This window comes from Acidovorax sp. KKS102, assembly GCF_000302535.1.
In the GTDB taxonomy this organism is placed as follows: Bacteria; Pseudomonadota; Gammaproteobacteria; order Burkholderiales; family Burkholderiaceae_C; genus Acidovorax.
Window position 1 is genome coordinate 421,176 of the sequence record NC_018708.1, and the last position, 23,810, is coordinate 444,985.

Annotated in this window: 25 protein-coding genes and 5 tRNA genes; 21 read left to right on the forward strand and 9 right to left on the reverse strand. The window is 62.4% G+C overall.

The genetic code is table 11. The annotated features are described in order from the left end of the window. Positions 1 to 20 precede the first annotated feature (20 nt). The 4 genes from atpA (at position 21) to C380_RS01980 (ending at position 4,391) form a co-directional block, all read left to right on the forward strand. A complete protein-coding gene (atpA, locus tag C380_RS01965; RefSeq protein ID WP_015012213.1) occupies positions 21 to 1,574 on the forward strand; it encodes a F0F1 ATP synthase subunit alpha in 1,554 nt (517 codons plus the stop codon). A gap of 18 nt (positions 1,575 to 1,592) precedes the next feature. Further along, a complete protein-coding gene (atpG, locus tag C380_RS01970) occupies positions 1,593 to 2,459 on the forward strand; it encodes a F0F1 ATP synthase subunit gamma (RefSeq protein WP_015012214.1) in 867 nt (288 codons plus the stop codon). Between the two features lie 33 nt (positions 2,460 to 2,492). After that, a complete protein-coding gene (gene atpD, locus C380_RS01975) occupies positions 2,493 to 3,899 on the forward strand; it encodes a F0F1 ATP synthase subunit beta (RefSeq protein ID WP_015012215.1) in 1,407 nt (468 codons plus the stop codon). Between the two features lie 75 nt (positions 3,900 to 3,974). Continuing rightward, positions 3,975 to 4,391 carry a F0F1 ATP synthase subunit epsilon gene (locus tag C380_RS01980; RefSeq protein ID WP_015012216.1) on the forward strand — a complete coding sequence of 139 codons (417 nt, stop codon included), beginning with the start codon at positions 3,975 to 3,977 and terminating at the stop codon, positions 4,389 to 4,391. Between the two features lie 301 nt (positions 4,392 to 4,692). Here the strand turns inward: C380_RS01980 and C380_RS01985 are convergent, their stop codons facing one another. The 5 genes from C380_RS01985 to C380_RS02005 all read right to left on the reverse strand — a co-directional run bounded on the left by C380_RS01985 (position 4,693) and on the right by C380_RS02005 (position 8,022). Continuing rightward, on the reverse strand, positions 4,693 to 4,989 hold the full coding sequence (locus tag C380_RS01985; protein WP_015012217.1) for a hypothetical protein: 297 nt from the start codon (positions 4,987 to 4,989) through the stop codon (positions 4,693 to 4,695). A gap of 90 nt (positions 4,990 to 5,079) precedes the next feature. Then, positions 5,080 to 5,367, reverse strand: coding sequence for a hypothetical protein (locus tag C380_RS01990; protein WP_015012218.1), 288 nt, complete (start codon positions 5,365 to 5,367; stop codon positions 5,080 to 5,082). Positions 5,368 to 5,915: 548 nt separating this feature from the next. Then, complete coding sequence (locus tag C380_RS01995; RefSeq protein ID WP_015012219.1) at positions 5,916 to 6,353, reverse strand: TPM domain-containing protein; 438 nt, start codon at positions 6,351 to 6,353, stop codon at positions 5,916 to 5,918. A gap of 104 nt (positions 6,354 to 6,457) precedes the next feature. After that, positions 6,458 to 7,378, reverse strand: a complete 921-nt coding sequence (locus tag C380_RS02000) for a YgcG family protein (RefSeq protein WP_015012220.1) — start codon at positions 7,376 to 7,378, stop codon at positions 6,458 to 6,460. A gap of 32 nt (positions 7,379 to 7,410) precedes the next feature. After that, on the reverse strand, positions 7,411 to 8,022 hold the full coding sequence (locus tag C380_RS02005) for a LemA family protein (protein WP_043565926.1): 612 nt from the start codon (positions 8,020 to 8,022) through the stop codon (positions 7,411 to 7,413). A gap of 33 nt (positions 8,023 to 8,055) precedes the next feature. Here C380_RS02005 and C380_RS25210 point away from each other — a divergent pair, with 33 nt between their 5' ends. From C380_RS25210 to C380_RS02020, 4 genes are all read left to right on the forward strand, one after another. Further along, on the forward strand, positions 8,056 to 8,232 hold the full coding sequence (locus C380_RS25210; protein WP_168162342.1) for a hypothetical protein: 177 nt from the start codon (positions 8,056 to 8,058) through the stop codon (positions 8,230 to 8,232). 6 nt (positions 8,233 to 8,238) lie between these two features. After that, a complete protein-coding gene (locus tag C380_RS02010) occupies positions 8,239 to 8,691 on the forward strand; it encodes a nuclear transport factor 2 family protein (RefSeq protein ID WP_015012222.1) in 453 nt (150 codons plus the stop codon). A 67-nt stretch (positions 8,692 to 8,758) separates the two neighbouring features. Continuing rightward, a complete protein-coding gene (locus C380_RS02015; RefSeq protein ID WP_015012223.1) occupies positions 8,759 to 9,772 on the forward strand; it encodes a YheT family hydrolase in 1,014 nt (337 codons plus the stop codon). Then, complete coding sequence (locus tag C380_RS02020; RefSeq protein ID WP_015012224.1) at positions 9,765 to 10,313, forward strand: DUF2946 family protein; 549 nt, start codon at positions 9,765 to 9,767, stop codon at positions 10,311 to 10,313. Before C380_RS02015 ends, C380_RS02020 begins: the two co-directional genes overlap by 8 nt. Positions 10,314 to 10,463: 150 nt before the next feature. On the opposite strand, the gene C380_RS02025 is transcribed toward C380_RS02020, so the two are convergent. From C380_RS02025 to C380_RS02040, 4 genes are all read right to left on the reverse strand, one after another. Next, positions 10,464 to 11,324 carry a cytochrome c5 family protein gene (locus tag C380_RS02025; protein ID WP_015012225.1) on the reverse strand — a complete coding sequence of 287 codons (861 nt, stop codon included), beginning with the start codon at positions 11,322 to 11,324 and terminating at the stop codon, positions 10,464 to 10,466. Between the two features lie 154 nt (positions 11,325 to 11,478). Then, positions 11,479 to 12,912 carry an efflux transporter outer membrane subunit gene (locus C380_RS02030; protein ID WP_043565932.1) on the reverse strand — a complete coding sequence of 478 codons (1,434 nt, stop codon included), beginning with the start codon at positions 12,910 to 12,912 and terminating at the stop codon, positions 11,479 to 11,481. Beyond that, positions 12,905 to 16,060: an efflux RND transporter permease subunit gene (locus C380_RS02035; RefSeq protein WP_015012227.1), complete on the reverse strand. Its 3,156-nt coding sequence runs from the start codon at positions 16,058 to 16,060 to the stop codon at positions 12,905 to 12,907. Before C380_RS02035 ends, C380_RS02030 begins: the two co-directional genes overlap by 8 nt. A 13-nt stretch (positions 16,061 to 16,073) precedes the next feature. Beyond that, positions 16,074 to 17,369, reverse strand: coding sequence for an efflux RND transporter periplasmic adaptor subunit (locus tag C380_RS02040; RefSeq protein ID WP_015012228.1), 1,296 nt, complete (start codon positions 17,367 to 17,369; stop codon positions 16,074 to 16,076). 188 nt (positions 17,370 to 17,557) lie between these two features. Here C380_RS02040 and C380_RS02045 point away from each other — a divergent pair, with 188 nt between their 5' ends. The 13 genes from C380_RS02045 to rplL all read left to right on the forward strand — a co-directional run bounded on the left by C380_RS02045 (position 17,558) and on the right by rplL (position 23,730). Continuing rightward, a complete protein-coding gene (locus C380_RS02045; RefSeq protein WP_015012229.1) occupies positions 17,558 to 18,214 on the forward strand; it encodes a TetR family transcriptional regulator in 657 nt (218 codons plus the stop codon). Positions 18,215 to 18,283: 69 nt separating this feature from the next. Then, positions 18,284 to 18,359: transfer RNA gene (locus C380_RS02050), tRNA-Arg, on the forward strand. A gap of 103 nt (positions 18,360 to 18,462) precedes the next feature. Then, positions 18,463 to 18,548, forward strand: a tRNA-Tyr gene (locus C380_RS02055). A gap of 73 nt (positions 18,549 to 18,621) precedes the next feature. Beyond that, positions 18,622 to 18,695: transfer RNA gene (locus tag C380_RS02060), tRNA-Gly, on the forward strand. Positions 18,696 to 18,755: 60 nt separating this feature from the next. Continuing rightward, positions 18,756 to 18,830, forward strand: a tRNA-Thr gene (locus C380_RS02065). A gap of 74 nt (positions 18,831 to 18,904) precedes the next feature. After that, the gene (gene tuf / locus C380_RS02070; protein WP_015012187.1) at positions 18,905 to 20,095 is read left to right on the forward strand and encodes an elongation factor Tu; all 1,191 of its coding nucleotides are present in this window, start codon (positions 18,905 to 18,907) and stop codon (positions 20,093 to 20,095) included. 15 nt (positions 20,096 to 20,110) lie between these two features. Beyond that, positions 20,111 to 20,186 (forward strand) — tRNA-Trp (locus tag C380_RS02075). Positions 20,187 to 20,277: 91 nt separating this feature from the next. After that, entirely contained in the window at positions 20,278 to 20,664 is a 387-nt protein-coding gene (gene secE / locus C380_RS02080; RefSeq protein ID WP_015012230.1) for a preprotein translocase subunit SecE, read from the forward strand. Beyond that, on the forward strand, positions 20,661 to 21,257 hold the full coding sequence (gene nusG / locus C380_RS02085) for a transcription termination/antitermination protein NusG (RefSeq protein ID WP_015012231.1): 597 nt from the start codon (positions 20,661 to 20,663) through the stop codon (positions 21,255 to 21,257). The genes secE and nusG overlap by 4 nt, the downstream gene beginning before the upstream one ends. A 162-nt stretch (positions 21,258 to 21,419) precedes the next feature. After that, positions 21,420 to 21,851, forward strand: coding sequence for a 50S ribosomal protein L11 (rplK, locus tag C380_RS02090; protein ID WP_008907082.1), 432 nt, complete (start codon positions 21,420 to 21,422; stop codon positions 21,849 to 21,851). Further along, positions 21,852 to 22,547 (forward strand): 50S ribosomal protein L1, encoded by a 696-nt coding sequence (gene rplA / locus C380_RS02095; RefSeq protein ID WP_015012232.1) that lies wholly within the window; start codon positions 21,852 to 21,854, stop codon positions 22,545 to 22,547. It abuts the gene before it with no gap. A 240-nt stretch (positions 22,548 to 22,787) separates the two neighbouring features. Beyond that, the gene (rplJ, locus tag C380_RS02100) at positions 22,788 to 23,312 is read left to right on the forward strand and encodes a 50S ribosomal protein L10 (protein ID WP_015012233.1); all 525 of its coding nucleotides are present in this window, start codon (positions 22,788 to 22,790) and stop codon (positions 23,310 to 23,312) included. Positions 23,313 to 23,352: 40 nt separating this feature from the next. Continuing rightward, the gene (gene rplL / locus C380_RS02105; protein ID WP_015012234.1) at positions 23,353 to 23,730 is read left to right on the forward strand and encodes a 50S ribosomal protein L7/L12; all 378 of its coding nucleotides are present in this window, start codon (positions 23,353 to 23,355) and stop codon (positions 23,728 to 23,730) included. The last annotated feature ends 80 nt before the right edge of the window (positions 23,731 to 23,810 follow it).

Consider the following 23,810-nt stretch of genomic DNA (forward strand, 5'->3'; position numbering starts at 1 on the left):
AAAGAAAGAAGGAAAGAGTCATGCAACTCAATCCCGCAGAAATTTCTGAACTCATCAAGAGCCGCATCGAAGGTCTGGCCGCCAGCAGCGATATCCGCAACCAGGGTACCGTGGTGTCCGTGTCCGACGGTATCGTGCGCGTTCATGGCCTGTCGGACGTGATGCAGGGCGAAATGCTCGAGTTTCCCGCGACCAAGGACGGCCAGCCTTCCTACGGTCTGGCGCTGAACCTCGAGCGCGACTCCGTCGGCGCCGTGATTTTGGGCGAGTACGAGCACATCTCCGAAGGCGACACCGTCAAGTGCACGGGCCGTATTCTGGAAGTGCCCGTGGGCCCCGAACTGGTCGGCCGCGTGGTGAATGCCCTGGGTCAGCCGATCGACGGCAAGGGCCCTATCAACGCCAAGCTCACCGACGTGATCGAAAAGGTCGCTCCCGGTGTGATCGCCCGTAAGTCTGTGGACCAGCCTCTGCAGACCGGCCTGAAGTCCATCGACTCGATGGTGCCCGTGGGCCGTGGCCAGCGCGAGCTGATCATCGGTGACCGCCAGACCGGCAAGACCGCCGTGGCCATCGACGCCATCATCGCCCAGAAGGGCCAAGGCGTGACCTGTATCTACGTCGCCATCGGTCAGAAGGCATCGTCGATCAAGAACGTCGTGCGCGCTCTGGAACAAGCCGGTGCCATGGAGTACACGATTGTGGTGGCCGCATCGGCTTCCGAATCGGCTGCCATGCAGTACGTGTCGGCCTACTCGGGTTGCACGATGGGCGAATACTTCCGCGACCGCGGCCAAGACGCCCTGATCGTGTACGACGACCTGTCCAAGCAAGCCGTGGCCTACCGCCAAGTGTCGCTGCTGCTGCGTCGCCCACCAGGTCGAGAAGCCTATCCTGGCGACGTGTTCTATCTGCACAGCCGTCTGCTCGAACGCGCAGCCCGCGTGAACGCCGACTACGTCGAAGCCTTCACCAAGGGTGAAGTCAAGGGCAAGACCGGTTCGCTGACCGCACTGCCGATCATCGAAACGCAAGCTGGCGACGTGTCCGCTTTCGTGCCTACCAACGTGATCTCGATCACCGACGGCCAGATCTTCCTGGAAACCAGCCTGTTCAACGCCGGTATCCGTCCCGCCATCAACGCCGGTATCTCGGTGTCGCGCGTGGGTGGTGCTGCCCAGACCAAGCTGGTGAAGAACCTGTCCGGCGGTATCCGTACCGACCTGGCCCAGTACCGTGAACTGGCTGCGTTCGCGCAGTTCGCTTCCGACCTGGACGAAGCCACCCGCAAGCAGCTGGATCGCGGTGCCCGCGTGACCGAACTGCTGAAGCAGGCACAGTACAGCCCGCTGCCCATCTCCCTGATGGCCGCCACGCTGTTCGCTGTGAACAAGGGCTTCATGGACGATATCGATGTCAAGAAGGTGCTCGACTTCGAACACGGCCTGCACCAGTTCCTGAAGACCAGCCACGCCGCTTTGCTGGCCAAGCTGGAACAGGCCAAGGCCATGGACAAGGATGCAGAAGCCGAATTGACCGCAGCGATCGCCGCGTTCAAGAAGTCGTTCGCTTAAACCGGACGAGGAGCCATCATGGCAGCAGGCAAGGAAATACGCGGCAAGATCAAATCGGTGGAAAACACCAAGAAGATCACCAAAGCCATGGAAATGGTGGCCGCATCCAAAATGCGCAAGGCGCAGGACCGGATGCGGGCTGCCCGCCCATACAGCGAGAAGATCCGCAACATTGCAGCCAACCTCGGCAAGGCCAATCCGGAGTACGTGCACCCGTTCATGAAGGTGAACGATGTCAAGACCGCTGGTGTGATCGTCATCACCACGGACAAGGGCCTGTGCGGCGGCATGAACACCAACGTGTTGCGTGCCGTGACGACCAAGCTGCGTGAGCTGCAAGGTGCTGGTGTCTCGACCGAAGCCGTGGCGATTGGCAACAAGGGCCTGGGTTTCCTGAACCGTGTGGGCGCCAAGGTGGTTTCGCACGTGACGGGCCTGGGCGACACCCCCCACCTGGACAAGCTAATCGGCCCGGTGAAGGTGCTGCTCGATGCATACGCAGAAGGCAAGATCAACGCGGTGTACCTGAGCTACACCAAGTTCATCAACACCATGAAGCAGGAATCGGTGGTGGAGCAGCTGCTCCCCCTGTCCTCCGAGCAGATGCAGGCTGAGAAGACGGAACACGGCTGGGACTACATCTATGAGCCCGATGCGCAAAGCGTCATCGACGAGCTGCTGGTCCGTTATGTCGAGTCCCTGATTTACCAGGCGGTTGCGGAAAACATGGCGTCCGAGCAGTCGGCACGCATGGTGGCCATGAAGGCCGCCACCGACAACGCCGGCAGCGTCATTGGCGAGTTGAAGCTGGTCTACAACAAGACGCGCCAGGCAGCGATCACGAAAGAACTTTCGGAAATCGTGGCTGGCGCCGCTGCTGTGTAAGCAGCTCAACAAACTACTTTATTGGAGCGAAAAATGGCTCAAGTGCAAGGCAAGATTGTTCAATGTATCGGCGCCGTGGTGGACGTTGAGTTCCCACGCGACCAGATGCCCAAGGTTTACGACGCCCTGAAGCTGGAAGGCTCTGCCCTGACGCTGGAAGTGCAGCAGCAGCTGGGTGACGGCGTGGTGCGTACCATCGCCCTGGGTTCCTCCGACGGCCTGCGCCGCGGCATCATGGTGACCAACACCGGCAACCCCATCACCGTGCCTGTGGGCAAGGCGACGCTGGGCCGCATCATGGACGTGCTGGGCAACCCCATCGACGAACGTGGTCCTGTGGGCCAGGAGCTGACCGCTTCGATCCACCGCAAGGCGCCTGCGTACGACGAACTGTCGCCCTCGCAAGAACTGCTGGAGACCGGCATCAAGGTGATTGACCTGGTGTGCCCGTTCGCCAAGGGCGGTAAGGTGGGTCTGTTCGGTGGCGCCGGTGTGGGCAAGACCGTGAACATGATGGAACTTATCAACAACATCGCCAAGGCCCACTCGGGTCTGTCGGTGTTCGCTGGTGTGGGCGAGCGTACCCGCGAAGGGAACGACTTCTATCACGAAATGGCCGATTCCGGCGTGGTGAATCTGGAGAACCTGGGCGAGTCCAAAGTGGCCATGGTGTACGGCCAGATGAACGAGCCTCCAGGCAACCGTCTGCGCGTGGCCCTGACCGGTCTGACCATTGCGGAATCTTTCCGTGACGAAGGCCGTGACGTGCTGTTCTTCGTGGACAACATCTACCGCTACACGCTGGCCGGTACTGAAGTGTCCGCTCTGTTGGGCCGTATGCCTTCCGCCGTGGGCTACCAGCCTACCCTGGCCGAAGAAATGGGCCGCCTGCAAGAGCGTATTACGTCCACCAAGGTCGGTTCGATCACCTCCATCCAGGCCGTGTACGTGCCAGCCGATGACTTGACCGATCCCTCGCCTGCTACGACGTTTGCCCACTTGGATTCCACCGTGGTGTTGTCGCGTGACATCGCCTCGCTGGGTATCTACCCCGCCGTGGATCCGCTGGACTCCACCAGCCGCCAGCTGGATCCGAACGTGGTGGGCGAAGACCACTACACCACGGCCCGCGCCGTGCAGGGTACGCTGCAGCGCTACAAGGAACTGCGCGACATCATCGCCATTCTGGGCATGGACGAACTGGCTCCTGAAGACAAGCTGGCTGTGGCCCGCGCTCGCAAAATCCAGCGTTTCCTGTCGCAGCCTTTCCACGTGGCCGAAGTGTTCACGGGCTCCCCAGGCAAGTACGTTCCCTTGGCCGAAACCATCCGTGGTTTCAAGATGATCGTGAACGGCGAATGCGATCACCTGCCAGAGCAAGCGTTCTACATGGTGGGCACCATTGACGAAGCCTTCGAAAAGGCCAAGAAGGTGGCCTGATGAGCCGTCGGCCGGGCAGCCCGTGGCGATCCGGCCTTCTGCAATCAAGCAACCCACCTTTTCCTAGGAGCAATGATGAACACCATCCACGTTGATGTGGTCAGTGCCGAAGAGTCCATCTTCTCCGGTGAAGCGCGCTTTGTCGCTCTGCCTGGCGAAGCTGGCGAGTTGGGCATCTACCCCCGCCACACCCCGCTGATCACCCGCATCAAGCCGGGCTCGGTGCGCATCGAAATGGCTGACGGTGGCGAAGAGTTCGTTTTCGTGGCCGGTGGCATTCTGGAAGTGCAACCCAACTGCGTGACCGTGTTGTCGGACACCGCCATCCGTGGCAAGGATCTGGACGACGAGAAGGCCAACGCGGCCAAGTCTGCAGCCGAAGAAGCGCTCAAGAACGCCAAGAGCGACATCGATCTGGCCAAGGCCCAGTCCGAGCTGGCCGTCATGGCTGCCCAGATTGCCGCACTGCGCAAGTTCCGCCAGAAGAAGTAAGCTTTCGCGAGCACTCTGGTGCGGCAAAAAAACCCGGCATTGCCGGGTTTTTTTGTTTCTGTCGCGGTGACAACGCTCCAGACGTACACCGCCATACTCCTATAAGCGGAGGCGCAGTATGGCCTATCGACGGCGTAGCAACTCACCAGCAATGGCCTCTGCGAAGCTGGTCACTTGATCTCCGCTCCAAAAGGCTTACGCACAAACAAAAAGGCCGGGGCCCTTCACAGGGCCCCGGCCTTTTGCATTTGCACAGCTCTTTCACGAAGCCCCCATGCCGTGCGCACGGGGCCTGTGGCAATTACATCGCGTTGCCGATTTCGCCCGAAGAGATCTGGCCCGTGCGCAGGGCTTCAGCAGCCTGGGCACGCACAGCAGCGCGGTCAGCGGTGGACTTGTAGGTCACCACACGCGAACCAGCAGGCTCTTGGCTGCGGGTTTGTGCCACGGTAGCGGCTTCAGCAGCCACTTCAGCACGGGTGCGGTTGGTTTCGAACTTGGTGGCGAACTGCGAAGCATCGGCTTCGTCAGCGTGGGCACCAAAAGCGGCGAAAGCGGCAACAGCAGCAACGGACAGGAAACGGACAGACTTGTTCATGGTGAAACTCCGGAAAATCTGAAAAAGAGGGACTTGGGTACTGAGAGATACGGCGCAACCAGGGCGGCAGATTCAGCCGCCCCGGGTCAATCAGCCGCGCTCACCCGAAGAAATCTGGCCGGTACGCACAGCTTCAGCAGCCTGGGCACGCACGGCAGCGCGGTCAGCCGTGGACTTGTAAGTCACCACACGCGAACCAGCGGGTTCGATCGAGCGGGTCTGAGCCACGGTAGCGGCTTCGGCTTGCACTTCAGCGCGGGTGCGGTTGGTTTCAAACTTGGTGGCGAATTGCGAAGCATCGGCTTCATCAGCCTGGGCACCAAAAGAAGCGAAAGCGGCGACAGCGGCGATAGACAGGAAACGTGCGGTGTTGTTCATGATGAAAAATCCTTGAAGTTAAAGAAGCGGCTCAAAAAAACCGGGACAAAGCGCCAAAAACAAAGAAAGCTGCCTGGGACCGGGTTCGGTGAGTCGCCTTGCGGGTTCGGCTCATCGATGGGATGAACTGTACGCCGGTGGGGTGCAGAGAAAAACCACCGGGTCGCGAACTAACTGTTCCAGTATTGGAAACAATGAAGATGGGATGAGGGCCAGTCCGTTGGCTTGGGGCACTGGTTCGGTCGGAGATAGTTACCTGCTGATGGATAACCCGGATACATATTCAGGACGGTTGCAGGGTTGCAGGGCTGTAGAGCCGAAGGCGTGTGACGGGCGCACCTGCGAAGAGTCAGCGGGTTAGCTCCGCAATGTGGCCTGCTGGGGCTGGATGTGGGGTGTTCAATTCAATGCCCATGGAAAGCAGTTTGCGGCTGAACTGCACGTGTCGTCTGGCTGAGCTGCAGCCCGCCCATACACACAATGGCTGCCCTCTGGGCGCTCTGATTCGCGTCGCGTTGTAGATGCTCGGGATGGCCGCCAGCCGGTATTCAGCGCACGACCGGCGCGTCGGGTAGCTCGTTGACGGAAGGCGAATCGGTGGCGCGCGGAAAGTGCTCCACCAGCAGGGCACCTACCGCGCCCACGGCCTGTGCCAGGCCTTCTTCGTAGTGGCCTTGCTGAAACTGGGCCGACATCTTCGTCGCCATCTCCTGCCATGCGGTGGGTGGGACATGCCGTGCCAAGCCCCGGTCGGCCACGATCTCGAACGCATGTTCCGGCATCAGCAGGTAGATCAGCACGCCGTTGTTGTGTTCGGTGTCCCACACGCGGTGTTTGCTGAACAGCATCAGCGCGCGTTCGCGTGCATTGGCGTGACGGCGCAGGTAGCTCCAGGGGAGCCCCGCTTCCGCCACGATGCGAATCTGCCCGGTGTGCTGCCGCTCGCTGGCAGCGACCTGCGCGCCGAGGCGCTGCAGTGCTTGCAACGGGATGGCGGATCGGCCGAAGGCGTCGTGCCAGCGATGGTGGACGAGCCTCCAGATGGAACGCCATAGCGTGTGCGTTGGTTGCCCGCTGTTCTCAACACCCATCACCAGTCCCCCGATGCACCGCCGCCACCAAAATCGCCCCCGCCGCCCGAACTGAAGCCGCCGCTGTCACCGCTGCTGCTGAATCCGCCCGAGCTGCCGCTGCTCCAGCCCCCGGAACCTCCGCCGCCATGCCCCAGGCTGATAGGGCCGCTGCTGCCACCGAAAAGCCAGGTGTAGAGCAGCGCAATCACGCCCGCGCCCACCGACAGCAGCAGGCTGGAGGTGAACACAAACGCCAGGGCGCCTACGCCGCCTCCTACCGCCAGTCCGCCCAGCGCAGCCCCCAGGAGGCTGCGAGCCAACGGGCCGGCCACCATGACGCCAAAGAACAGGAAGATGGCAAAGTCCGTCCAGTCGAACAGACCATGACTGCTGCCGCCGGCGGCAGGAGAGGGTGCCTCAGTCGGGGCGGGCAGGGCTTCGCCCGCGATGCGCGCGCCGATCTGCGTGATCGCTGCACCAAGGCCTCCCGCAAAGTCGCCTTGCTGAAAGCGGGGCTTCATCGCGCCGTCGATGATGCGCGCTGCTGCGATGTCGGGGATGGCGCCTTCCAGCGATTTGGCGACCTCAATGCGCATCTTGCGGTCGTTCTTGGCGACCACCACCAGCACACCGTCACCCACGTCGCGGCGCCCGATCTTCCACTGGTTGCCGACGCGGTTGGCATAGGCGGCGATATCTTCCGGTGCCGTGGTGGGCACCATCAGCACCACGACTTGCGAGCCGCGCGATTTTTCGAGCGCAACCAACTGGCCCTCCAGCGCCTGAATGTCATTGGCGCTGAGCGTGCCTGTCTGATCCATGACGTGGCCGGTCAGCGGGGGCACCGCCAGCGGCTGCGATTGGGCCCAGCCAAAGACGGGCCATGAAGCTATCAAAAATATAGCTATCAGGGCATGTCGAATGGGCGCTAGCAGCATTTTTGGCTCACATCAGGCCATGCAAGGGGTGTTCAGGGTTTGGCCTTGGATGCGGAGAAGTCCACCGTGGGCGGCACGGCAATCTGGGCCTCGTTGGCCACGGTAAAACTGGGCTTGGGGGCGTAGCTGAAGGCCATGGCTGTGAGGTTGGTGGGGAAGCTGCGGGCCAGCACGTTGTACTCCTGCACCGTCTGGATGTAGCGGTTGCGGGCCACGGTGATGCGGTTTTCGGTGCCTTCCAGCGTCACCCGCAGGTCGCGAAAGCCCTGGTTGGCCTGCAGGGTGGGGTAGCGCTCGGACACGACCATCAGGCGCGACAAGGCGCTGGACAACTCGCCCTGGGCCTGCTGGAACTTGCTGAAAGCCTCGGGGTTGTTCAGGGTTTCGGGGGTGACCTGGATGGCGGTGGCCTTGGCACGGGCCTCGACCACCTTGGTCAGTGTTTCTTGCTCAAAGTTGGCCTCGCCCTTGACGGTGGCGACGATGTTGGGCACCAGGTCGGCACGGCGCTGGTACTGGTTGAGCACTTCGCTCCACGCGGCCTTGGACTGCTCGTCCAGGCGCTGGAAGTCGTTGTAACCGCAGCCGCTCAGTGTGAGTGTGGCAGCGAGCAGGGTGAGGAGGGCAAGTAGACGTTGGATCATCATGATGGTGGAGTCCGCCGATGGAGAAATGAGATGACTGTGCCAGAAACCGCGATGCGCAAGACAGCAAAATTTGTGGAGGATCTGTCGCAGTGGGGGCACCTCCAGAGCGCGTACAAAATCGGTACGCAGCAAGGCATTGCACCGCCGCCGCACAATAGCAGCCTCGCGTTGCACCTGTCACGCCATTCCAACCCACTTACCCCCTGAATCCACATGCCCCGCGCCCGATCAAAAGCAGCCACTCTGGGTGGCTCTTCGGATGAAACCGAATCCGCGTTCTATGAGGCGCTGCAGCGCGGTGACATCGATCTGCTGATGTCGTGCTGGGCAGACGACGACGAGATCGTCTGCGTGCATCCGGGGGGGCCGCGCCTGCTGGGGCCTGCGGCCATCCGTGCCGCGTTCGAGGCCATGTTCTCGCATGGCACCGTGCGTGCCCGGCCGGCCCAGGTGCACCGCGTGGTGGCACTGTCGAGTGCCGTGCACAGCGTGGTCGAGCAGGTCGAGGTGATGCTGCCCGATGGCCTGCACCAGGCCGTGGTCATGGCCACCAACGTGTACCACAAGACTCCCGAAGGCTGGCGTTTGGTGGCCCACCACGCCAGCCCTGGCGTGGCGCCCGATGCCCAGGTGGATGTGCTGGCGCAGCGCCCCGTTCTGCATTGAGAGGCTCCTGCGTGAGGATTTTGGGCCCAATTGGCTGTATGCGCCGACAAAACATACCTTGACAGCTATGAACTACATAGCGCCTCGCTGGCTGCCCGGGGGTCAGTTGCAAACGATCTGGCCCGCGCTGTACGCGCGCCGGGTGTTCGGCCCGCGTCCTGAGTACCGCCGTGAGCGCTGGGACACCCCCGACGGCGATTTCGTCGACGTGGACTTTCTGCAGGATGGTGTGGTCGCTGACGCTCCCCGGCCGCTGCTGGTGGTGTTCCACGGCCTGGAAGGCTCGTCGCGCAGCCATTACTGCGAAGCCTTTGCCGACCTGGCCCGCGAGCGCGGCTGGGCCTGCGCGCTGCCGCACTTTCGGGGGTGCAGTGGGGAGATCAACCGCGCCCCGCGCGCCTACCACTCAGGCGACTACGCCGAGATCGGCTGGATGCTGGAGCAACTGCGCGCGCGCCACCAGGGGCCGCTGATGGCGGTAGGGGTGTCACTGGGCGGCAATGCCCTGCTGCGCTGGGCCGCCGAAGTGGGCACTGACGCTGAGCGCAGCGCAGATGCGGTGGCGGCCGTGTGCTCTCCCATCGACCTGGCAGCGGGCGGCCATGCCATTGGGCGTGGCTTCAACCGGCTGGTGTACACGCGCATGTTCATGCGCACTCTGGTGCCCAAGGCACTGCAGAAGCTGGCCCAGCACCCGGGGCTGTTTGACCGGCAGGCGCTGCTGGCCGCGCGGGATCTGTACGCGTTCGACAACGTGTTCACAGCGCCGGTCCATGGGTTTCGCAATACCGAGGACTACTGGCTGCGCGCGTCGGCCAAGCCGCTGCTGCACCGCATCCGCATTCCGGCCCTGGTGGTGAACGCGCGCAACGACCCCTTTGTGCCCGCTGGCAGCCTGCCGGGCGTGCGCGAGGTAGGGCGCCATGTGACGCTCTGGCAGCCGGCGCACGGCGGGCATGTGGGGTTCCCGCGTGGGTTGCCACCCGGGCATGTGCGCGCCATGCCCGATGCGGTGGGAGGGTGGCTGGCCGAGCACAGTGGGGCCCTGGCGCTGCACGGAGCACAATCCGCCCATGGATGACATCGTCAAACAGGCACTGGCCAAATGGCCCAACGTGCCCGACTGCTATGGCTGGCTGGGCCTGGATGCGCGCGGCCACTGGTATCTGCGCGACGACGCCGTGCAGGCGGCGGGCGCGTTTCCGCACAGCAAAGGCACGCTGCTGCAGCACGACAAGTTGCTGGCTTTCATCGCGCGCAATTACGAGCATGACGACCAGGGGCAGTGGTTCTTTCAAAACGGCCCCCAGCGCGTGTATGTGGAACTGGAGGCCACGCCCTGGGTCTGGCGCCTGCAGCCGCAGGACCTGCGTGCCGTCAGCCACACCGGTCGGGAGGCGTTGGTGCGCCGCTGCCTGCTGGACGAACTGGGCCGTGTGTACCTGGAGACAGACCTGGGCCTCGGGCTGGTGCACACGCTGGACGTGGCACTGGCTGCAGAGGCGGTGACCGATGGGCGCTGGATGCCCGAGGACGTGCAGGCGAAGGACCTGCCGGTGCGCTACGGGTATGTCTGCAGCCCGGGTGCCAGGTCGCAAGCCGGGGCGTCGCGGCCAAACTGACGCTCTGCTACACGGCCCTCCGCCCTGAGTTGCAGGCACTGACTGCTGCTCATCGCTGAGCGGGATGGGGTCCAAAACGACAAAACCGGTCGCAAGGACCGGCTTTGGAACTGAGTTTCTACCCCGCCTGGGCAGGGTGAAGGGGCTGCCTTACTTGGCGGCGGCTGCCATGAACTCCACCGCCGCGCGCAGATCGGCGTCAGAGGCTTGTGTACCACCACGGGGAGGCATGGCGCCTTTGCCCTTGGCGACACTGGTGTACAGCGCATCGATGCCTGCGGGCAGGCGAGCGGCCCATGCGGCCTTGTCACCAAACTTGGGAGCACCGGCCACACCGGCAGCATGGCACACCTGGCAAGCCTGCTTGTACAGAGCCTCGCCAGCGCCTGCTGCGGCGGCTGCAGGTGCGGCAGCTACCGCTACAGCGGGCGCAGCCGCTGCAGGGGCTGCGGCAGGTGCTGGTGCAGGAGCGGCCGCTGGGGCTGCGTCTGCCTGGGCGGCAGGGGCCGCAGCGGCGGGAGCAGCAGGTTCGGCAAACTTGGCGCCACCCGCGTTGGCCATGTAGGCCACGGCGCGTGCGATTTCGGTGTCGTTGAAGTCGCCGCCGCCTTGGGGGGCCATGGCGCCCTTGCCCTTCAGGGCGGACTGCACCAGGGCTTCAAACCCGGTGCCAATGCGCGCAGCCCAGGCAGCTGCATCACCAAACTTGGGGGCACCTGCAGCACCGGAGGCATGGCAGGCCGAGCACTGGGCCTTGAAGACTTCTTCGCCGCTCTTGAGGGGGCGGTTGGCGTCGCGCACTTCGACCATGCCGATCTTCTGGATGCGTTCGGCGATGGCCTTTTCGGGGTTGACGGCACCGGCAGCGGGCTTGTCCGCCGACGTCACATACAGGACCAAGCCAATGATGGCAAAGATCGGAACTACAAACGAGAAAAGTACCGCGACCAGCAACTGCTTGGGGTTCTTGATCGGGCCGGTATGGGCTTCTTCGTGGTGGTTGTCGCTCATGTCGTCCTCAGGTGTATCGGGGGCTTCGGTGTAATCAACCTTAAATTATATCTGCGGGGATGGTTATTCCGATCCCCGCTTGATGCAGACCACCACGGGTTTGCCCCAGCGCGCGCAGTGCCCCAGGGGGCTGCGCGCGCTTCAGCCCTGGGCGTCAGGAGGGGGCCTGGGCGCTGGTGTCGGGTGCTCCGCCCCCCAGCGCCTTGTACAGCGACACCTGGTTTTGCAGTTGCGCCAGCCGGACTTGCACCACGGCCTGCTGGGCCGTGAACAGCGAGCGTTGTGCGTCCAGCAAGTCCAGATAACTGGCCACGCCGTTGCGGTATCGCAGGTCGGCCAGTTGCAGGCGCGCGGCTTCTGCCTGAGCCTGCTGTTGCTGGGCCTGGGCCTGTTCGCCCAGGGTGGCTTGCCCGGCCAGCGCGTCCGAGACCTCGCGGAACGCGGTCTGGATGGCTTTTTCGTACTGCGCCACGGCAATCTCCCGACCGACCCGGGCGCTGTCCAGATTGGCCTGGTTGCGGCCCGCGTCAAAAATGGGCAACAGCAGCGATGGCGCGATGGTGAAGCCCCAGGAGCCGTTCTTGAACAGGCCGGACAGCTCGCCGCTGGCGGTGCCTGCCTGCGCTGTCAGGGAGATGCGCGGGAAAAACGCCGCCCGCGCTGCGCCGATGTTGGCGTTAGCGCCAATCAGTTGCTGCTCCGCTTGGCGGATGTCTGGCCGGCGGGTGAGCAGCTCTGACGGCACGCCAGCAGGTAGCGGTGCCATCGCAGGCGCGTCGGCCAGCTTGCCACCCGCCAGACTGGCGCGCACGTCCTGAGGCAGTGCTTGGCCCAGCAGCAGAACCAGCGCGTTTTCGTCGAGCGCGCGCTGGCGCTGTTGCTGTGCCAGCGTGGCGCGCGCCGCCTGGGTGAGCGACTCTGCCTGGCGGAAGTCAAGCTCGGAGGCCACACCCGCGTCCAGGCGCATCTTGGTCAGGCGCACCGACTCCTCGCGCGAGGCAAGGGTCTGGCGCGACAGGTCCAGCAGCTCCTCGTCGGCCAGCAGTGTCAGCCAGCCATTGGCCACTGCCGCCACCAGGCTCACCTGTGCGGCGCTGCGGCCTTCTTCCGTGGCGAGGTATTGGGCGAGCGCTTGTTCCTTGAGGCTGGCAATGCGGCCAAAGAAGTCGATTTCCCATGCGGATACGGCCAGACCCACGCTGAATGAGTTGGTCAGGTTGCCCGTGCCCGTGGCAGGGGCCCGGCTGGCATTGGCGGCCAGTCCCACACCCGGGTACAGGTCGGCACGGCGCACCTGGTAGGTGGCCCGGGCCTGCTCGATGTTAAGCATCGCCACCCGCAGGTCGCGGTTGTTGGCCAGCGCAATGCCGATGAGCTGCTGCAGGCGTGGCTCGGCAAAGTAGTTCTGCCAGGGCACGGTGGCGCCCGGCTGAACCGCTGCGCCGTCCGTCGTTGCTGCAGCGCCGGCGTAAGTGGGAGGGACGGGAGGCTGAGGACGCTCGTACGTCGGAATGAACGAGCAGCCCGCCAGCAGCGCCGCCGCTGCGGCCGCTGCCAGTGCCAGGGGGGTACGGCGGTGTTTAGTCATGGGTTCCAACTCCTGCTTCTTCTGCATGGCGGCGGTTCATTTCCTGCTGGCGTGCGCTGCCCTTGAACAGGCTGCGCACCACCACAAAGAACACGGGCACAAAGAACACGGCCAGGGCGGTGCCGGTGACCATGCCACCCAGCACGCCAGTGCCGATGGCCCGCTGGCTGGCAGAGCCTGCGCCCGACGCAACCACCAGTGGCAGCACACCCAGGCCGAACGCCATCGAGGTCATCACGATGGGGCGGAACCGCAGGTGCGCGGCGGCCAGCGCCGACTCGATCACGCCCTTGCCTTGGGCCTGCAGGTCCTTGGCAAACTCGATGATCAGGATGGCGTTTTTCGCCGACAGGCCAATGATGGTGATCAGGCCCACCTGGAAGTACACGTCATTGGCATAGCCGCGTAGCAAGGTGGCCAGCAGCACGCCCAGCACGCCCAGGGGCACCACCAGGATCACGGCCAGCGGGATCGACCAACTCTCGTACAGCGCGGCCAGGCACAGGAACACGGCCAGGATGGCAAAGCTATACAGGATGAGCGACTGCGACCCTGCCAGCTTTTCTTCGCGCGACTGGCCGGTCCATTCAAAACCGAAGCCTTGGGGCAGTTGGCCAGCGAGCTTCTCCATCTCGGCCATGGCAGCTCCCGTGCTGTAGCCCGGCGCTGGCGAGCCGGAAATACGCATGGCGGGGTAGCCGTTGTAGCGCACAGTTTGCTGCGCGCCGGTCACCCAGCGCGTGGTTGCGAACGCCGACAGCGGCACCGGTTTGCCCTGGCTGTTGGTGGCATTGATCTGCAGCAGATCGTCGGGCTGCATGCGCGCCGGCGCATCGGCCTGCACCACCACCCGCTGCAGGCGGCCCTGGTTCGGGAAGTCGTTCACATAGCTGGAGCCCAGCGCGGTGGACAGCGCGGAGTTGATAGCATCAAACGGCACACCCAGCGCGTTGGCTTTGTCGCGGTCTATGTCGATCTGCAACTGCGGAGCATCTTCCAGACCATCAGGGCGCAACTGCGTCAGCACCTTGCTCTGCGAGGCCATGCCCAGCAACTGGTTGCGGGCCTTCACCAGGGCTTCGTGCCCTGCGCCGCCCCGGTCTTGCAGGCGGAACGTGAAGCCGCTGGCGTTGCCCAGCTCGGGAATGGGTGGCGGGCTCAACGGGAAGATGAACGCATCGCGAATGCCCATCAGCGCACCAAAGGCCCGGTTGGCCACGTCCTGCGCTGACTGGCCGGGGCCATGGCGTTCGCTCCAGTCCTTGAGGGTCACAAACGCGAGGGCCGCGTTCTGCCCCTGGCCGGAGAAGCTGAAGCCCAGCACGCCCACCATGCTCTGCACTTCAGGCTGCTTCAGGATGAAGCCTTCGACCTGCTCCATCACGGCCAGCGTCCGCTCTTGCGTGGCGCCGGGTGGCAGCTGCACGTTGACGATGATGTTGCCCTGGTCCTCGCTGGGCAGGAACGATGTGGGCAGGCGCATGTAGACCACTGCCACGGCGCCGATGATGGCGGCGTAGATCACGAGGTAACGCGCAGCGCGACGGAGGATGCGCGCCACAAAACCTTCATAGCCCTTGGCGGTGCGCGAAAAGCCGCGATTGAACCAGCCAAAGAAGCCAGTTTTCTCGTGGTGATGCCCAGCCTCTACGGGTTTGAGCAGCGTGGCGCACAGCGCTGGCGTGAGCGACAGCGCCATGAAGGCCGAGAAGCCAATGGAGGCCACCATCACCGCCGAGAACTGGCGGTAGATGTTGCCGGTGGAGCCTGCAAAAAAGGCCAGCGGCACGAACACCGAGATCAGCACCACCGTCACGCCTATGATGGCGCCCGAGATCTGGCGCATGGCTTTGCGGGTGGCCTCCAGTGGAGACAGGCCTTCTTCGCTCATGATGCGCTCGACGTTCTCCACCACCACGATGGCATCGTCCACCACGATACCGATCACCAGCACCATGCCGAACATCGTCAGCACGTTGATCGAGAAGCCCAGCGCGAGCAGCGTGGCAAACGTGCCCAGCAGCGCAATCGGCACCACGATGGTCGGGATGATGGTGTAGCGCCAGTTCTGCAGGAACAGGAACATCACCAGGAACACCAGCACCACGGCCTCGACCAGGGTTTCAGCCACCTGCTTGATGGAGATGTCCACGAAGCGCGAGCTGTCGTAAGGAATGCTCCAGCTCATGCCTTCCGGGAAGTAGCGCGACAGCTCGTCCATCTTGGCGCGCACATCCTTGGCTGCCTCCAGCGCATTGCCGCTGGGCGACAACTGAACGCCGATGCCGACGGCGGGCTTGCCGTTCAGGCGCGCAGCGGTGGCGTAGGCCTGGCCGCCCAGTTCCACACGCGCCACATCCTTGATGCGAACGGTGGAGCCATCGGTGTTCGCACGCAACACGATGTTGCCGAACTGCTCGACGCTGGACAGTTGCCCGTTGACCACCACAGTGGCAGCAATGCCCTGGCCCGCGACGTTGGGCAGGTCGCCAATGGTGCCGCTGGCCACCTGGGCGTTCTGGGCGCGGATGGCAGCGGTGATCTCGGCGGCTGACAGGTTGTAGCTCAGCATCTTGGCCGGGTCGATCCAGATGCGCATCGCTCGTTCGGTGCCGAAGAGTTGCGCCTGACCAATGCCTTTGAGGCGTTGCAGTTCTGGCACTACGTTGCGCGAGGCATAGTCGCCCAGCGCCACGGTGTCCGTGGCCGGGTTGGTGGACGACAGCATGGTGAACAACAGGAAGTTGGAGCGCGACTTGTCCACGCGCACGCCCTGTTGCGTCACGGCAGACGGCAGGCGCGGCGAGGCGCGCGAGAGCCGGTTCTGCACGTCCACCTGTGCCAGGTCTGCATTGGTGCCAGGTTGGAAGCTCAGCGTGATGCTGCCGGAACCATCGGCTTGCGCGACCGATTCCATGTAGATCAGCCCGGGGGAGCCGTTCATCTCGCGTTCGATGACCGACAGCACGCTGTCTTCGAGGGTTTGCGCCGATGCGCCGGGGTAGGCCGCGTTGATGACGATGGACGGTGGTGCCACCGGCGGGTACTGTGCAATGGGTAGCTGCGTGATGGCCACGCCGCCCATCACCATGATGAACAGCGCAATCACCCACGCAAAGATGGGGCGGTCAATGAAAAATTTGGCCATGCTGGATTGCCCCTTATGGCTTGGATGCGGCCGAAGCGGGCGCTGTCGGCGCCTCTGCGGAGGTGGGCGCTGAGGCAGTCGCCGCTGCCGGCGCAGGCGTGCCTGGTGCTTGCCATGGAACGGGCTTGACCGGGGTCCCGGGAGGCAGCATCTGCAGCTTCTGGAACCCGTCCACCATCACTTTTTCTCCCGCCTTCAGTCCGTCCAGCACCACCCAGCGGTTGTTCTGCGCGGCACTGATCTTGACGGTGCGTTGGGACACCTTGCCGTCCTCGCCCACCACGCTGACCGTGTCGCCCTGCTGGGTCCGCGTGACAGCCTGCTGGGGCAGGGTGATGGCGTTGCTGGCCTGCGCCTGTTCAATCCGCACGCGCAGGTACAGGCCGGGCAGCAGTTCGCCCTTGGGGTTGGGCACTTCGGCGCGCAGGGTGACCTGGCCGGTGGTGGAGTCCACCGACAAATCTGTGAACAGCAGCTTGCCGGCTTGTGCGTATTCAGAGCCATCGCTGAGCACCAGCTTGACGCTGGCCCCCTGTCCGCCGCCCGCGCGCTTGAATTGCCCGCTTTCCATGGCACGGCGCAGCTGGAACACGTCTGCGGCCGATTGGGTGAAATTGACGTACACCGGGTCGATCTGCTGCACCACGGCCAAGGCGGTCGCTTCGCCCTGGCCCACCAGGGCGCCTTCCGTGACCAGTGCGCGACCGATGCGGCCGGAGATGGGGGCGGTCACGCTGGCATAGCTGAGGTTGATGTCTGCGGTGCGCACAGCGGCCTTGGCAGCCGCCACGTCGGCCTGGGCTTGTTTTTCAGCCGCTTCGGCATTCACAAAGTCCTGTTTGCTGATGGCATTGGCGGCGACCAGCGGGCGATAGCGTTCTGCCTGTGCGCTGGCCTGCGCCAGATTGGCCTGTGCCTTGGCGAGGCTGGCGCGTGCACTTTCTGCCGCTGCTGCGTAGGGAGCGGGATCAATGCGGAACAGCACTTGCCCCGCCTTGACGTCGCTGCCTTCCTTGAACACCCGCTGCTGGAGGATGCCTGCGGCCCGGGCGCGCACCTGGGCCACGCGCGATGCCTCCACGCGGCCAGGCAACTCGGTGATCATGCCTACATCGCCCGGGGTGGTGGTGACCACGCCCACTTCGACGGGCGGGGGTTTGGGACCACCCGCACCGGCGGCCTGTCCATCGGCCTTGCCGCAGGCGGATACCAGCAGTACCGCTGCGCTGATGGCCGCCAGCGAAAGCACTCGTCGGGTGGTGGTGGCACGCAGTTGCGGGGTGCCGGATGCGTCATGCAGTTGGGGCATGGAAGTCCTTTGGATGTGCGTCAGAAAAGGGAGGGAGCCACTAGGCCAGGCCGGGCTCAGGGCGCTGCGCGAAGTCCCGCCAGTTTGATCGGAAATTATACATACAGACATGAATGTATAATTGTTGACTGCGACAGATGCCCCTCCGCAGCTGTAGGGGTTTTGGAGACTCAACAAGGTGTTTGACTATGGCGCGCCGGACAAAAGAAGATGCAATCGCCACCCGTAACGGGTTGATCGATGCGGCTGAATTGGTGTTTCGGGAGAAGGGGGTGTCCCGGGCGTCTCTAAGTGATATTGCGCAGGCTGCGGGGGCTACCCGTGGCGCGATCTACTGGCATTTCAAGGACAAGGTAGATCTTTTTGGCGCCATGATGGATCGGGTCACGCTGCCGCTGGAGCAGGGTTTTGCCAGCTTTGAAGACAGTGCTTGTGCTGATCCAGTGCAGCGGCTGCGGGCGGTGATGGCGTTGGTGTTTCGCAGTGTGACCTCGGACGAGCACACCCGCCGGGTTTTCGAAATTGCTTTGTACAAGGTGGAGTACGTGAGCGAGCTGATGGGCTTGCGTGAGCGCCACGTGGCGGCCTCTGAGGGTTTTACGCAGCAGTTAGCGCGTGACTTTGCGTTGGCGGCGGAGTCGCAGGGGGTGGCGCTGTCGATGTCAGCCATGGAGGCGGCCATCAGCCTGCACGCTCTTTTTGATGGATTGATTCGCAACTGGATCCTCAATGAGGGTGGCTTCGATCTCGTTCGCGTGGGTGGTGCCAGCACTGACGCATTTCTTCAGGGGGTGGGCTTGTCGCTGGACGGGTCGAAGGAGTCCGTGCGGCCCTGTCGTGGTTGAACGCTGGGGCTTTGTTTGGTAGGAATCCTGCCGCGTGCAATAATCAAAGGCTGCGTAAGTCAGAGGTGTGCGGCTGTAGCTCAGTGGATAGAGTATTGGCCTCCGAAGCCAAGGGTCGTGGGTTCGATCCCCGCCAGCCGCGCCAACGATAGATTCAGCAGCAAGCATTGCCAGTGCTTGTGATGGGTGTCAAGTGCGTTTAATTTTTTAAACGTGCAAAAAATTGGTGCTATAATTCGAAATTCTCCGGAGGGGTGCCCGAGTGGCTAAAGGGGGCAGACTGTAAATCTGTTGGCTTACGCCTACACTGGTTCGAATCCAGTCCCCTCCACCAGTGAGTGAGCAGTGTTGAGAGTGTTGCTTGGCCGTGCAAGATGGGGTCAAGTTCGCAAAGGCCGGTGGTCTGCGCGGGAGTAGTTCAATGGTAGAACCCTAGCCTTCCAAGCTAATGACGCGGGTTCGATTCCCGTCTCCCGCTCCATTGTTCATTGCGTTGGTTTGTTGAGTAGAAATTTTTGGTGCTGTGCAAGCAGTGTCAATTGCCCATGTGGCTCAGTGGTAGAGCACTCCCTTGGTAAGGGAGAGGTCGCGGGTCCGATTCCCGCCATGGGCACCACTTTCTGGTGCGTCCGGTTCTGGTTGCGCCGAGATCCTGTTGTGTAGATATAGATTTTTTTCGGAGTCGGAAAAATGGCAAAAGGAAAATTCGAGCGGACCAAGCCCCACGTGAACGTGGGCACGATCGGTCACGTGGACCATGGCAAGACGACGCTGACGGCGGCTATCGCCACGGTGCTGTCCTCCAAGTTCGGCGGCGAAGCCAAGGCCTACGACCAGATCGACGCTGCGCCCGAAGAAAAGGCCCGCGGTATCACGATCAACACCGCCCACGTGGAATACGAAACGGCCAACCGCCACTACGCCCACGTGGACTGCCCCGGCCACGCCGACTATGTGAAGAACATGATCACCGGCGCTGCCCAGATGGACGGCGCTATCCTGGTTTGCTCCGCTGCTGACGGCCCCATGCCCCAGACCCGCGAGCACATCCTGCTGGCCCGCCAAGTGGGCGTGCCTTACATCATCGTGTTCCTGAACAAGTGCGACATGGTGGACGACGAAGAACTTCTGGAACTCGTCGAAATGGAAGTGCGCGAACTCCTGGACAAGTACGACTTCCCAGGCGACGACACCCCCATCATCCGTGGCTCCGCCAAGCTCGCCCTGGAAGGCGACAAGGGCAAGCTGGGTGAAGAAGCCATCATGAAGCTGGCCGAAGCCCTGGACACCTACATCCCCACGCCTGAGCGCGCTGTGGACGGCGCCTTCCTGATGCCTGTGGAAGACGTGTTCTCCATCTCCGGCCGCGGCACCGTGGTGACCGGTCGCGTGGAACGCGGCATCATCAAGGTCGGCGAAGAAATCGAAATCGTGGGTATCCGCGACACGCAAAAGACCACCTGCACCGGCGTGGAAATGTTCCGCAAGCTGCTGGACCAAGGCCAAGCTGGCGACAACGTCGGCCTGCTGCTGCGCGGTACCAAGCGCGAAGACGTGGAGCGCGGCCAAGTGCTGTGCAAGCCCGGCTCGATCAAGCCCCACACCCACTTCACGGCTGAGGTGTATGTGCTGAGCAAGGACGAAGGCGGCCGCCACACTCCTTTCTTCAACAACTACCGTCCCCAGTTCTACTTCCGCACGACCGACGTGACTGGCGCCATCGAGCTGCCAGCCGACAAGGAAATGGTTATGCCTGGTGACAACGTGTCGATCACTGTGAAGCTGATCAACCCCATCGCCATGGAAGAAGGTCTGCGCTTCGCTATCCGCGAAGGCGGCCGCACCGTGGGCGCTGGCGTCGTGGCCAAGATCATTGCTTAATCAAGCAAGGTATACAGGGGTATAGCTCAATTGGCAGAGCGTCGGTCTCCAAAACCGAAGGTTGTAGGTTCGATTCCTACTGCCCCTGCCACTTGAATGTGGCCCCCAACAAGCCCGCCAGACCCTGGCGGGCTTCGGTGTCTTAGGTGATGCCGTGAATCGGAAGCAGGAAATACTCAAAGATGGCCACTTCACAGGTTGAAACTGTCAATACAGGCGCAGACAAGGCCAAGCTCGCAGCGGTGGTGGCTTTGGTCATTGCATCTGTTGCGGGCTTTTATTTGTTGGGCAAGCAGGGCGCTGTTGTGCAGTGGGCTGCGCTGATCGTCGGACTGGTCGCGGCTGCCGCAGTGTTTCTGGTGTCGGAATCCGGGCGTCAGTTTGTCGCGTTTGCCAAGGATGCATGGCGCGAAGTGAAAAAGGTGGTCTGGCCCACCCGCAAGGAAACCTTGCAGATGACGGCCTATGTGTTTGCCTTTGTGGTGATCATGGCGCTTTTCCTGTGGTTCACGGACAAGACGCTGGAATGGGTCTTGTACGACTTGATTTTGGGTTGGAGAAAGTCATGACGACCGCTGCGGAAATCACGGGAGCACAGGCTCCTGCAGGCGCTTCGGCCTCGGCCAATCCCGACTTGCGCTGGTACATCGTTCATGCCTATTCAGGCATGGAAAAGGCGGTGGAGCGCAATATTCAGGAGCGGATCGGCCGCTCTGGCATGCAGGACAAATTCGGCCGCATTCTGGTGCCGACCGAAGAAGTCGTCGAAATGAAAAACGGTCAGCGCAAGACGACGGAGCGTCGCTTGTTCCCTGGCTATGTGTTCGTTGAGATGGTGATGGATGACGACACCTGGCACTTGGTGAAGCACACCAACAAGGTGACGGGTTTTGTGGGCGGGGCCAAGAACCGTCCGGCGCCCATCTCGGAAGACGAAGTGCAAAAGATCGTCAGCCAGATGCAGGAAGGCACCGACAAGCCGCGCCACAAGATCGAGTTTATGGTGGGCGAACTGGTGCGCGTCAAGGAAGGTCCTTTCACAGACTTCAATGGTTCCGTGGAAGAGGTCAATTACGAAAAGAGCCGTGTGCGCGTTTCCGTGATGATCTTTGGCCGCTCTACCCCGGTGGAGCTGGAATTCGGACAGGTCGAAAAGACATAAGTCCTGTGATCATTGAGGCGTTCGACCTCGGTGATCTGGACAAAATTTTTGGGTGCCGCACTTTTCGGCTCGGTGCGGACATCGTCACAGTGAGTCGTTAACCCCGGGGAGTTGGTGGTTGCACTGTGCAACACAAGCGTTATGACCCGTCAGGAGTAAAACATGGCGAAAAAAATCGTCGGTTTTATCAAGCTGCAAGTTCCAGCTGGTAAGGCCAATCCATCCCCACCTATCGGCCCAGCACTGGGTCAGCGTGGCCTCAACATCATGGAGTTCTGCAAGGCATTCAATGCGCAGACCCAAGGTGTGGAGCCCGGCCTGCCATTGCCCGTGGTCATCACGGCGTTTGCAGACAAGAGCTTTACCTTCATCATCAAGACGCCGCCTGCGACGACTCTGATCAAGAAGGCCATCAAGCTCGAAAAGGGTTCTTCCAATGCCCTGAAGACCAAGGTCGGCAAGATCACGCGCGAACAGCTCGAAGAAATCGCCAAGACCAAGATGAAGGACATGAACGCCGCGAACGTTGACGCTGCTGTCCGTACGCTGGCTGGTTCCGCACGCTCGATGGGCGTGACGGTGGAGGGTTTGTAAATGGCCAAGTTGACGAAAAAGCAAAAGGCCCTGCAGGGCAAGGTTGACAGCACCAAGCTGTACGCTTTTGCAGACGCAGTGGCGCTGGTGAAAGAAGCCGCAACGGCCAAGTTCGATGAATCCATCGACGTGGCGGTGCAGCTGGGCATTGATGCCAAGAAGTCGGACCAAGTGGTGCGTGGCGCTGTGGTGCTGCCCAACGGCACTGGCAAGACGACCCGCGTGGCCGTGTTTGCACAAGGCGCCAAGGCTGAAGAAGCCAAGGCCGCAGGTGCTGACGTTGTGGGCATGGACGACCTGGCCGCCATGGTCAAGGCTGGCGACATGCCGTTCGACGTGGTGATCGCTGCTCCTGACGCCATGCGCGTCGTGGGTACCCTGGGCCAGATCCTGGGCCCCCGTGGCCTGATGCCTAACCCCAAGGTGGGCACCGTGACTCCTGACGTCGCTACGGCCGTGAAGAACGCCAAAGCGGGTCAAGTGCAGTTCCGTGTGGACAAGGCCGGTATCGTGCACAGCACCATCGGTCGCCGTTCGTTCGACAACGAAAAGCTGCAAGGCAACTTGGCTGCACTGATCGACGCCCTGAACAAGGCCAAGCCAGCTTCGAGCAAGGGTCTGTACCTGCGCAAGGTCGCTGTGTCCTCCACGATGGGCGTTGGCGTCCGCGTGGATACGCAATCCATCGCAGCGTAATTGCGATAAGAAATCTTCAGGTCTTTCAAAGGGCCTGATGTGGTGGGCTGTGGGTGGTGTAACAACTGCCTGCAGGCCATCCAAGACCGTTGGTGTGTGGTTCGCCGCACTTAATCCCTCCTTGGGGCCAACGCAGATGGCGATCCCGCTGCAGATGGAATCCGTTCCGAAACAGTTGGTCGCTGCAACAAGAGCGCGCAAAAGGGTGCAAATCCGAATGCGCAATTTAAGGAGTAGACCTTGAGTCTTAATCGCAGTGAGAAAGAAGCGGTCATCAGTGAAGTGACCAGCCTCGCCGCTAAAGCTCAAACGCTTGTGATTGCGGAATACCGTGGCATCACGGTCGCCGACATGACCAAACTGCGCGTCGATGCTCGCAGCAAGGGTGTGAGCCTGAGTGTTCTGAAGAACACCCTGGCCCGCCGTGCTGTGGCAGGCAGCCAGTTTGACGTGGTGGCAGACCAGATGACTGGTCCCCTGATCTATGGCTTCTCCGAAGACGCTGTGGCCGCCGCGAAAGTGGTGTCCGACTTTGCGAAGACCAACGACAAGTTGGTGATTCGCGGTGGCGCTTTCGGTGGTAAGGCCCTGGACGTCAATGGCGTGAAGCAACTGGCCAACATTCCTTCCAAGGAAGTTTTGCTGGCTCAGATTTGTGGCTTGCTTATGTCCCCCATGTCGCGTACGGCCGTCGTGCTGGGCGCACTGGCGGCGAAAAAAGGCGAAGGCGTAGCCGCACCGGCCGCCGAACCTGCAGCAGCTTGATAGCTGGGCAGTCAACCAACACAATTGTTAGGAAATCAAAATGGCATTCGATAAAGACGCATTTTTGACCGCGCTGGACAGCATGACGGTCCTGGAACTCAATGACCTGGTGAAGGCCATTGAAGAGAAGTTTGGCGTGAGCGCTGCAGCCATGGCTGCTCCTGCTGCCGCTGGTGGCGGCGGCGGCGCAGCTGCTGCTGAAGAAAAGACGGAATTCAACGTGGTGCTGACCGACGCTGGCGCCAACAAGGTGTCCGTCATCAAGGCAGTGCGCGAAATCACCGGTCTGGGCCTCAAGGAAGCCAAGGACCTGGTGGACGGCGCTCCCAAGAACGTCAAGGAAGGCATTGCCAAGGCCGACGCCGAAGCAGCCGTCAAGAAGCTGGTGGAAGCCGGCGCCAAGGCCGAACTCAAGTAATTTGGTCTTGCCCAAGGGCTGGAGTGCTCCTCAAAGGGCCTCCAGCCTTTGGTGCTTTCAGAGCGCACCCGCAAGCCCCG